Source organism: Candidatus Eisenbacteria bacterium (assembly GCA_016867715.1).
Lineage (GTDB): Bacteria > Orphanbacterota > Orphanbacteria > Orphanbacterales > Orphanbacteraceae > VGIW01.
This window is the reverse complement of sequence record VGIW01000105.1, coordinates 1-10344: the sequence shown is the minus strand read 5'-3', so window position 1 is coordinate 10344 and position 10344 is coordinate 1. Positions and strand designations below refer to the sequence as shown.

The following is a 10344-nucleotide window of genomic DNA, read 5'->3' as shown; positions in this document are numbered from 1 at the left end:
CGCATGATGAACCCTCCGACCGTTTCGACGACCCGCGGCGCGCGAAGGAAGGTAGCATCCCCGGACATGCCGGTCAACCGGCGCCGAAAGGGAAGGGCGGCTCCGAAGAGCCGCCCTCAACAGTTCACGAAGAATGAATTCTACGGGCAGTCGCCGAGAGCACCCGCCGTCATCGTGAATCCCGGGTAGGATCCGCCGTGGCTGATGTGCGCGGCATAGGTGAACGTATCCTGGAAGTTGACGAAGCCGTTGCAGTTGAAGTCGCCGCAGTAGCCGACGCCCGCGTTCACCTGAGGCGCGTACTTGAACGTGTCCTGGAAGTTCACGGTGCCGTTCCCGTTCATGTCCGGGGACTTCACGCAGTACGTGTTCACGTTCTGGCAAAGCTGCACCTCGGGCGTGGCGCAGGTCGCTGTCGCGGTCCAGGTCAGCTGGAAGCGGCCGCAGCCGCCGCCGGTGACCACGTAGTGGCACGCGCCGTTCGCATCCGACGTGTCGAGACGGGACGCGGCCCCCACGATCATCATGTTCGCGGTTCCCAGCTCGTTCTGCGGATCGCCGATCGCCGAGAGATCGAGACGGACCGGGCAGTTCGGAAGCGGGTTGTTGAGGCAGTTCCGCACGGTCACGCGAATGTTGATCACGCCGTAGTCGCCCTTCGGGCACCAGCGAAGGTCCGCAGCTCCCGCGCCTGTGCACGGGTTCGATGGGGCGATCGCGCACGACGAGTACGCCGCGCACGGCAACGTCGCCTGGGCGGTCCCGGCGACCACGAGACAGCCGACCACGGCCGCGAGCAGAAGTGACTTCCTCATTCTTCGTTCCTCCTTTCGGACACACATCTCAGGCTGACGACCCTCCTCGGCTCCCCGCTTTCCGCGGGAGGAAGAAGGCCGAACCACCGGACCGGGCTCACGGGCATTCTCGCAGGGAGCGCCCGTGTCGCCCCCCCGGGGTTCGCTAAGCGGCTCCAAACGCCGACCGTCGCGCCGCTCGCCGAGGGGGACGCAGCACCGTAAGCTGTGGGAGCGTCCCTATCTTAACATGATCGGCAAGGGAAAGTCCAGCGAGAGGTGAGATTTCGCCGGTTTTTTTCTTGTTCTCCCCACCCCCTCTCGGATGTCTCGAATGGTACCGCCGGCTCCCGCGGACCGGGTCCCCGGAACGCTCGGGTATGGCCTGCCTTCCGATCGGGCTCGGCAGGGGGAAGCAATCGAAAGTCTAGCACGCTTTCTCTCTTGCGTCCACCCGCGCCGACGGGGCAACCGACGCGGCGGCGCGCAGTTCCGCTCAACCGAGCCCCGCGGTCTCCTGCGCGGGCGCACATGGGGGGGGACGCGGCGGGGCTTTACTGATATACTCCCGCGCCGGTGGGGGCTCGCGTCCCGGGTGGGAACGGAAAGGACGGACGATTCATGCCGAGCAAGACGGAGAAGCCGAAGAAAGAGGAGAAGACGAAGGTCGGGCCGGAGGCCGAGACCTCCCGGGCGCTCGAATCGACGCTCGCCCAGATCGAGAAGCAGTACGGCAAGGGCTCGATCATGCGTCTCGGCGTCGACGGAGTCACCCAGGAGATCCGCGTGATCCCAACCGGATCCCTTTCGCTCGACATCGCCCTCGGCGCAGGCGGAGTGCCGCGCGGGCGAGTCATTGAAGTATTCGGACCCGAAGCATCAGGCAAGACCACGCTGATCCTCCACATCATCGCGAACGCGCAGAGGGCGGGCGGGATGGCCGCGTTCATCGACGCGGAGCACGCGCTCGATCCGGCCTACGCCCGGAAGCTCGGCGTCGACGTCGATTCCCTTCTCGTCTCCCAGCCGGACACGGGGGAGCAGGCGCTCGAGATCACCGAGATGCTCGTCCGGTCGGGGGCGATCGACGTGATCGCGATCGATTCCGTCGCGGCTCTCGTTCCGCGCGCGGAGATCGAAGGGGAGATGGGTGATCAACATGTGGGGCTGCAGGCTCGGCTCATGTCGCAGGCGCTCCGCAAGCTCGCCGGGATCACGTCGAAGTCGCACACGTGCATTCTCTTCTCGAACCAGATCCGCATGAAGATCGGCGTGATGTTCGGAAACCCGGAGACGACCTCCGGCGGGAACGCGCTCAAGTTCTATTCGTCGGTCCGCATGGACATCCGGCGCATCGCCTCGATCAAGAGCGGCGAGGAAGTCGTGGGGAACCGCACGAAGGTCAAGGTCGTGAAGAACAAGATCGCGCCTCCCTTCCGCGTGGCCGAGTTCGACATCATGTACGGCGAGGGGATCTCGCGGGAAGGGGACCTCATCGATCTCGGGATCCAGCACGAAGTCCTGCAGAAGACGGGGACGTGGATCTCGTTCGGCGAGGAGCGGATCGGTCAGGGGCGCGAGAACGCCAAGCGCTTCCTGAAAGACTACCCCGAGGTGGCCGACAACATCGAGACGATGCTCCGGGAGAAGACGGGGCTCCTCCGGCCCGCGGCGGAGAGGGAGAAGGATGGGAAGGAAGAGCCGCGCGAGGAGTGAGGAGCTGCGGCAGGTCTTTCTCGACTTCTTCCGGGAACGGAATCACCCGATCCTCCCGGCGTCGCCGCTTGCGCCGCACGACGACCCGACGCTCCTCTTCACCACCGCGGGGATGGTGCAGTTCAAGCCGTACTACACGGCGACGGGACCGATCCCGTACCGACGCGCGGCGACGGTGCAGCCCTGCCTCCGCGGCTCGGATCTCGAGAGAGTCGGCGTCACGACGCGCCACCACACCTTCTTCGAGATGCTCGGGAACTTCTCCTTCGGCGATTACTTCAAGGAAGAAGCGATTCTTTGGGCGTGGGAGTTTTCCACCCAAGTGCTCGGCCTGCCGGAGGAGAAGATCTGGGCCTCGGTCTACGAGGCGGACGACGAGGCGGCGGCGATCTGGGAGAAGAAGGTCGGCCTCGATCCGCGGCGGATCGTCCGGCTCGGAGCGGACGACAACTTCTGGGGGCCGGCCGGCGACAGCGGCCCGTGCGGCCCCTGCTCGGAGCTCTACCTCGACCTCGGCGACGGGCGCGGGTGCGGCCTTCCGACATGCCGGGCGGGATGCGATTGCGATCGCTACATCGAGTATTGGAACCTCGTCTTCCCGCAGTACAACCAGGACAAGGAAGGAAACCGGACGCCGCTTCCGAATCGCGGGGTCGACACCGGGATGGGGCTCGAGCGCCTCGCGCAGATCATGCAAGGGGTCGAGAGCAACTTCGACACCGATCTCTTCGTCCCGATCCTCGATGCGGTGCGGGGCTTCGCGCGCGGCGTCGATCCGGCGAAGGACGAGAACCTCGCCGCCGTGCGGGTGATCGCGGACCACGCGCGCGCTCTCGTCTTCGCGGTCCACGAGGGGATCCTCCCGGGGAACGAGGGGCGGGGATACGTTCTCCGGAGGATTCTCCGCCGGGCGCTTCTCCGCGCGAATCGTCTCGGCATCAACGATCTCTTCCTCGATCGGGTCGGAGAGATCGTGGTCGAAGTCATGCGCGGCGCGTATCCGGCCCTCGACGAGAGCCGCGCGCGTGTCGCCGCGACGATCCGCGCGGAGGAAGAGCGCTTCCGCCGAACGCTCGAACAGGGGCTCGAGATTTTCCGCAAGACCACCGACCGCCTCCGGAGGAACGGGGAGACGGTTCTTCCCGGAAGCGATGTTTTTCGTCTCTATGATACCTATGGGTTTCCGATCGAGCTGACCGAGGAGATGGCGAGGGCCGAGGGCTTCGCGGTCGATCTCCGGGCGTTCGAGGCGGCGATGGAGGAGCAGAGAACCCGTTCGCAATGGTCGGCGGGCGCGGGGGGCGAGACGCTTCCCGATCTCTCCGCGATCCCCTCCGTCTTCGTCGGGTACGACACGCTCGAAGCGGAGACAACGATCGCCGGCCTCGTGCGGGAGGGGCGTCTCGTCGACTCGATCGGCCCGAACGACGAAGCGATGGTGATCCTCGCGAAATCCCCCTTCTACGGCGAGTCGGGAGGACAGACGGGGGATGCCGGCGAGATCCTGAACGCGCGCGGAGAACGCCTCTTTCTCGTGCGGGACGCGATTCGTTCCCCCGACGACCGCTCTCTCCTCCTCGGGAGGGCGGCCGCGGAGATCCGCGCGGGAACGCCGGTGCGCGCGACGGTGGAGAAAGAAAGGCGCTTCGCAACGGCGCGAAACCACACCGCGACGCACCTTCTCCACCGCGCGCTGCGCGAGGTCCTCGGCGACCATGTGCGGCAGGCCGGGTCGCTCGTCGCGCCGGACCGTCTTCGCTTCGACTTCGTCCACTTCGCGCGGATGACGGAGGAGGAGATCGGGCGCGTCGAGGCGCGCGTGAACCTGGAGGTTCAGGAAGATCGGGCGGTCCGCACCGATGTCGTTCCGTTCGAGGAGGCGTCGAAGCGAGGGGCCGTCGCCCTCTTCGGCGAGAAGTACGGCGAGAGCGTGCGTATGGTCTCGGTCGAGGAGTACAGCCTCGAGCTTTGCGGAGGGACGCACGTCCGCCGGACCGGCGAGATCGGGCCGTTCCTCATCGTGTCGGAGAGCGCGGTCGGATCGGGAACGAGGCGGATCGAGGCGATCACGGGGGCGGCCGCGTTTCGCAGGATTCAAGAGGATCGAGAGAGGCTCGCGCGAGTCGGGGAGGCGCTTCGGGCCGCGCCGGAGGAGGTCGTCGCGCGCGCGGAGGCTCTGCACGGCCGCATTCAGAGCCTCGAAAAGGAGCTGGCTCGGGCGCGGACGGAGGGGGCGGGAGGGCGCGCGGGAGATCTCCTCGCGCGGGCGGTTCGGATCGGCGACGTGCGCGTTCTCGCTGCGGTCGTCGACGGGAGCAATCCCTCGAGCCTTCAAGGAATTGTGGACCGGTTCCAGAGCGAGGAGCAGGCGCTCGTTGCCGTGCTCGGCACTCGCGCCGAGGGGAAGGCGTTCCTCGTCGGCATGGTGAGCCGCGATCTCGTCTCCCGCGGTCTCTCGGCGGGCGATCTCGTCGGGAGAGCCGCGCGGCTCGCGGGCGGGCGCGGAGGCGGGAAACCGACCTTCGCGCAGGCGGGCGGCAAGGATCCCGAGAAGCTCGAGGAGGCCCTTCGCGAAATCCCGGAGTGGGTGCGCGCCGTCCTCGAGGGAGGGTAGAGCCATCGGAGCGCTGTACGAATCGCTTCTCCGGAAGCGCCGCGAGACGGGCGCGCTCTTCCTTCCGCTCGTCGACCAGGAGAGGATCGAGCCGGCGGCCTGCCCCTCGCGGGCGGCCCTCCTCGAGGAAAACGGCGCGGACGCGCTCCTCGTCGGGTCGAGCTTCGCTCTCCGCGATCGTTTAGATGCGATCGTGTGCGGTTTGAAGGAAGGGAGCTCGCTCCCCGTGATCCTCTTTCCGGGGAGCGCGCATCAGATCAGCCGCCGCGCGGACGGTATCCTCTTTCTCACGCTCCTCTCGGGACGCAACCCCCTCTTCCTCGCCGAGGAACAGGTTCGCTCCGCGCCCCGCGTGAAGGAGCACGGGCTCGAGCCGATCCCGACCGGCTATCTCCTCGTCGGGTGCGACGGAAGAACGGTGCACTTCGTGTCCGGAACGCATCCGATTCCTGCGGATCGACCGGAGATCGTGATGGCGCACGCGCTCGCCGCCGAGTACATGGGGATGCGAGCGGTTTATCTCGAGGCGGGGAGCGGAGCGGCTTCCCCCGTCCCGCCGGCGACGATCCGGGCGGTGCGGGGCTATGTCTCCATTCCGCTCTTCGTCGGGGGGGGGATTCGGAGCGCCGCGGAGGCGGCGGCGGCGCGCGAGGCGGGAGCGGATTTCGTCGTGGTCGGGCACGCGCTCGAGGGGGAGATCTCCGCCGAGAAGGTGCGCGCGATGGCGGATGCGATTCACGGCCGGAGCCAGGCGGCGGCCCGGCGGGCGTGACCGGGAAGGAATCGTCGAGGGGGGCGCGTTGCGGACGCTCGTGACCGGCGGGGAGGGTCAGCTCGGGCGCGCGCTTCGCGCTCGTTTCGCATCCCTCGGAGAGGTGGAAGATCCGGACATCGATCGTATGGATATAACGGATCGCGGGGCGGTTCGGGAGTTCCTTGGCCGCTTCCGGCCCGATCTCGTCGTTCACGCGGCCGCATGGACGGACGTCGACGGCTGCGAGAGGGACCCGGAGCGCGCGCATCGAGTGAACGGGGAGGCGGCGCGGATCGTGGCCGAGGAAGCGGCGCGAAGGAACGCGCGCCTCGTCTTCATCAGCACCGATTTCGTGTTCGACGGCCGGAAAGCGGAGGCGTATACGGAGAAGGACGAGCCGAACCCGATCTCGGCGTACGGCGAATCGAAGCTCGCGGGAGAGGGGGCAGTCCGAGAGGCGGTCCCGAATGCGGTCCTCGCGCGGACGGCCTGGCTCTATGGAGAAGGGGGGACGGGGAACTTCGTCCGGTCGATCCTGAAGGCGGCGAAGGAGGGGAGGGAGCTCGCGGTCGTCGACGACCAGTTCGGGTCGCCGACCTACGCAGCGGATGTCGCCGGGGCGCTTCTCGATCTCGTCCGCGCGCGCGCGGAAGGGATCTTCCACGTGGTCAACTCGGGCGAGGCGAGCCGCTTTCTCTTTGCTCGGAAGATCCTCGACCTATCCGGCCGCGCGGAGATCCCGATCCGGGCGATCCCGACGCCGGAGAGCATGCGTCCGGCCCGGCGTCCCGCGCGTTCGACCCTCCGGAGCGTGCGGCTCGCGGAGTACGGGATCCCTCCGCTTCGGCCGTGGGAAGCGGCGCTCGAGGAGCACCTCGCGCGCATCGGAGAAAGGCAATCATTCGATGTTTGAATCAAAGATGCGCGAAAGGCTCGGCGTTCTCGATCGGGTCCGCGAGGAGCTCGCGGCTCCCTTCGAGGCGGCCGCCTCGCGCGTCGCCGAGTCGCTCCGAAACGGCGGGAAGATCTACCTTTTCGGAAACGGCGGGAGCGCCGCCGATGCGCAGCACCTCGCCACCGAGCTCATCGACCGCTTGACGATGAAGAGGGACGCGATCCCCGCGCTCGCCCTCACCACGAACGCGTCGCTCATCACCGCTGTGGCGAACGATCACGGCTTCGAGCTTGTTTTCGCCAGGCAGGTGGAGGCGTATGCGCGGCCGGGGGACGTCCTCGCCGGCATCACGACGAGCGGCCGTTCGGGAAACGTGCTTCGCGCGTTCCGAACCGGCCGGCGGATCGGGACGGTGAACGTCGCTTTCACCGGGGCGCGCGGCCTCGCCGAGGACGGCCTCGCGGATCATCTTCTCGCCGTTCCCTCCGAGGACACTCAGCTCATCCAGGAGATGCACATCGCGCTCGGACACCTTCTCTGTCAGGCGATCGAGGAACGGCTCTTCCGGTCGTAGGGGAATGGACGAACGACTGTCATCCCGGGCTGCGCCCCTGAAGGGGGCCTCGATTCTCTGCATCGCCTCGGCGAACTGGGACGCGGAGCTTTGGACGAACAGCCAGCACCTGATGAGCCGGCTCGCGCGCGACAACCGCGTGCTCTTCGTGGAGTCGCTCGGGCTCCGAAGGCCGAAAGCCCGCTGGCGGGACCTCTATCGGATCGTGGGGAGGCTCCGGAATTGGGCACGCGGCGTGCGCCCGGCCGGCGAGAACCTTCTCGTCTATTCCCCGCTCATTGTCCCCTTCTACAACGTTCCCTGGGCGCGCGATCTGAACTTCTGGATCCTTCGCACGAGCCTCGCGCGCATCGCGCGGAAACACGGCTTCCGCGCCCCGATCCTCTGGACGTTTCTTCCGACCTCGAGTGATCTGGTCGGGCATCTCGGCGAGAGCCTCGCGATCTATCACTGCGTGGACGAGTACGGCGCGAACCCGGGAGTGCCGGCCCGGGTGATCCAGCAGATGGAGCGGAGACTGCTCGAGGGCGCGGATCTCGTCTTCACGACGTCCCGTTCGCTCTACGAGGGGAAGAGGCGCCACAACGCGAACACCCACTACTTGCCGAACGTCGCCGACGCCGACCACTTCCGCAAGGCGGCGCTCCCCGAGACCGAGGTGCCTCCGCCGCTCCGCGCCCTTCCGCGTCCTGTCATCGGCTTCGTCGGCGCTCTCAGCGACTACAAGGTGGACTTCGGGCTCCTCATTCACGTGGCGCGCGCGCACCCGGAATGGTCGCTCGCCCTCGTCGGACCGGTTTGGACGGGGAGCCGGACGGAGGATGTGGAGCGTCTCGAAAAGTTGGAGAACGTCCGCTTCTTCGGCGCGCGCCCGTACGCGGAGCTTCCCGGGTGGATTAAGGGTTTCGATGTCTGCATGATTCCCTTCGCGCTCAACGAGACGACAATCAATGTTTTTCCAATGAAGTTTCATGAGTACATGGCGACGGGGAAGCCGATCGTCGTCGTGGATCTTCCCTCGATCGCGGAGTTCGGAGTGTACTGCCGGAGAGCGCGCGGGGCGGAGGCGTTCACGCGAGCGATCGAGGAGTCGCTCCTTCCGGAGCCGGCAGGGAGGATGGAGGAGCGGATCGAGGTCGCCCGACGGAACACCTGGGAGACCCGGCTCGGAGAGATCGCCTCGATTCTCGAGGAGGAAAAAAGGAGCGCGAGGCCGCAGAAACGGTCGGTCCCTCGCGGCCGGATCGGGATCGACGTCCGCAAGATCCACGACTTCGGGATCGGAACCTACATCCGAAGCCTGGTGCGCGAGCTTTCGCGGATCGATCCGAACCGGGAGTACGTGGTGTTCCAGAACAGGGACGAGAAGACGGAGTGGGCGGAGAACATCATTCCGGTGGAGGACAGCTCGCCGAAGTACTCTCTCCGCGAGCACATCTCGCTGCCGATCCGGATGCGCCGTTACCGGATCGATCTCTTCCATTCTCCGCACTACGTGCTCCCGGTGGCGCGTCCGTGCCGCGCGGTGGTGACGATCCACGATCTCATTCACTTGTTCTATCCGCCCTCGCCCGCGGCGGCGCTCTACGCGCGGGGGATGATGAACGCGGCGATCCGAAGCGCGTCGCGGGTCCTCACGGTTTCGAACGCGTCGCGCGAGGACATCGTCCGTGTGCTTCGCGCCGATCCGGAGAAGATCGTGGTCGTTCACAACGCCGTGGGCGAACGGTTCGTCCCGCTCGATGCCGGCCGGGCGCGCGAGGAGGTGGCGCGGACGATCGGGCTCGAGGAGGAGTACGTGCTCTGCGTCAGCAACTGTCTCCCGCACAAGAACCTCCGCAAGCTGATCGAGGCTTTCGCGAGGCTGAGGCGGAGCGGGTTCGGCGGCCACCTCGTGCTCGCGGGAGTCGATGTGAAGAAGGCCCGCGAGCTCACGCGCGACGTCCGCGTGAGCCGTCTCGAGACATGCGTTCACTTCCCCGGTTTCGTGTCCGACTCATTTCTCCACGCGCTCTACGGAGGCACGCGGCTCTTCGTCTTCCCGTCGCTCTACGAGGGGTTCGGGCTGCCGCCCCTCGAAGCGATGGCGTGCGGCATCCCGGTGGTCGTCTCGGACACGCCGGCCCTCTCCGAGGTCGTGGGGAAGGCGGGGCTCCGCGTCGACCCGGGGCGCGCGGAATCGATCGAGGAGGGGATGGCGCGGCTTCTCGGCGATCCGGCTCTTCACGCGCGCTACGCGCAGGAAGGCCTCCGCCGGGCGAGCCGCTTCTCGTGGCGCGCCGCCGCGGAGCAAACGCTGCGCGTCTACGAGGAGGTGATCGGCCACGGCTAGAGAACGGCTCCCCTTCGCCGGGCGCCGCGTCGCCCTCGTTCACGATTGGCTCACGGGGATGCGCGGGGGGGAGTGGTGTCTCGATGTCTTTTGCGAGCTCCTTCCCGAAGCGACCCTCTTCACGCTTCTCCATCTTCCGGGGCGCGTCTCGAAGAGGATCGAGTCGATGAAGATTCGCACCTCGTTCATCGGGAATCTTCCGGGCGCGCGCTCGTTTCACCAGCGGTACCTCCCGCTCTTCCCGTTCGCGATCGAGCGTTTCGATCTCTCGGGTTTCGACTTCGTTCTGTCGTCGAGTCACTGCGTGGCGAAGGGCGCGGCGGCGGGGCGCGGCCGCCGGCATGTCTGCTATTGCCACACGCCGATGCGCTACGTCTGGGAGTTCTATGACGACTACTTCGCGGCTCCGCGGACGGGACGCTTGACGCGCCTCCTGATGCCGCGGGTCGCGGAGTCTCTCCGGCGATGGGACGCGAGGACCGCCTCGCGCGTCGATCGTTTCGTCGCGAACTCCGCGCACATCGCCTCGCGCATTCAAAGAGCGTACGGACGCGAGGCAGAGGTCGTGCATCCGCCCGTCGACGTCGCGCGGTTTCGGAGCGATCTCCCGCGGGAGGACTACTTCCTCGTCCTCTCGGCGCTTGTTCCGTACAAGAAGGTGGAGC

General features: G+C 67.1%; 8 protein-coding genes. 7 read left to right on the top strand and 1 reads right to left on the bottom strand.

Going from position 1 to position 10344, the window contains the following annotated elements:
* Nucleotides 1–140 precede the first annotated feature (140 nt).
* Complete coding sequence (locus FJY73_12805) at nucleotides 141–815, bottom strand: hypothetical protein (GenBank protein ID MBM3321545.1); 675 nt, start codon at nucleotides 813–815, stop codon at nucleotides 141–143.
* A 600-nt stretch (nucleotides 816–1415) separates the two neighbouring features.
* On the opposite strand from FJY73_12805, the gene recA reads away from it, so the two are divergent.
* From recA to FJY73_12770, 7 genes are all read left to right on the top strand, one after another.
* On the top strand, nucleotides 1416–2510 hold the full coding sequence (recA, locus tag FJY73_12800; protein MBM3321544.1) for a recombinase RecA: 1095 nt from the start codon (nucleotides 1416–1418) through the stop codon (nucleotides 2508–2510).
* Complete coding sequence (alaS, locus tag FJY73_12795; protein ID MBM3321543.1) at nucleotides 2482–5124, top strand: alanine--tRNA ligase; 2643 nt, start codon at nucleotides 2482–2484, stop codon at nucleotides 5122–5124. The genes recA and alaS overlap by 29 nt, the downstream gene beginning before the upstream one ends.
* On the top strand, nucleotides 5054–5896 hold the full coding sequence (locus tag FJY73_12790; GenBank protein MBM3321542.1) for a geranylgeranylglyceryl/heptaprenylglyceryl phosphate synthase: 843 nt from the start codon (nucleotides 5054–5056) through the stop codon (nucleotides 5894–5896). Before alaS ends, FJY73_12790 begins: the two co-directional genes overlap by 71 nt.
* A 28-nt stretch (nucleotides 5897–5924) precedes the next feature.
* Nucleotides 5925–6791 (top strand): dTDP-4-dehydrorhamnose reductase, encoded by an 867-nt coding sequence (gene rfbD / locus FJY73_12785; GenBank protein ID MBM3321541.1) that lies wholly within the window; start codon nucleotides 5925–5927, stop codon nucleotides 6789–6791.
* Nucleotides 6784–7347 carry an SIS domain-containing protein gene (locus tag FJY73_12780; GenBank protein ID MBM3321540.1) on the top strand — a complete coding sequence of 188 codons (564 nt, stop codon included), beginning with the start codon at nucleotides 6784–6786 and terminating at the stop codon, nucleotides 7345–7347. The genes rfbD and FJY73_12780 overlap by 8 nt, the downstream gene beginning before the upstream one ends.
* Before the next feature lie 4 nt (nucleotides 7348–7351).
* Nucleotides 7352–9679 (top strand): glycosyltransferase, encoded by a 2328-nt coding sequence (locus tag FJY73_12775; protein MBM3321539.1) that lies wholly within the window; start codon nucleotides 7352–7354, stop codon nucleotides 9677–9679.
* Nucleotides 9680–9737: 58 nt separating this feature from the next.
* A partial coding sequence (locus tag FJY73_12770) for a glycosyltransferase (protein ID MBM3321538.1) occupies nucleotides 9738–10344 on the top strand: 607 nt, incomplete at its 3' end.

What these genes read in the sequence shown, in the direction of transcription:
- FJY73_12805 (MBM3321545.1), bottom strand. Translation starts at nt 815, where the DNA reads ATGAGGAAGTCACTTCTGCTCGCGGCCGTGGTCGGCTGTCTCGTGGTC.
- recA (MBM3321544.1), top strand. Translation starts at nt 1,416, where the DNA reads ATGCCGAGCAAGACGGAGAAGCCGAAGAAAGAGGAGAAGACGAAGGTC.
- FJY73_12780 (MBM3321540.1), top strand. Translation starts at nt 6,784, where the DNA reads ATGTTTGAATCAAAGATGCGCGAAAGGCTCGGCGTTCTCGATCGGGTC.
- alaS (MBM3321543.1), top strand. Translation starts at nt 2,482, where the DNA reads ATGGGAAGGAAGAGCCGCGCGAGGAGTGAGGAGCTGCGGCAGGTCTTT.
- FJY73_12775 (MBM3321539.1), top strand. Translation starts at nt 7,352, where the DNA reads ATGGACGAACGACTGTCATCCCGGGCTGCGCCCCTGAAGGGGGCCTCG.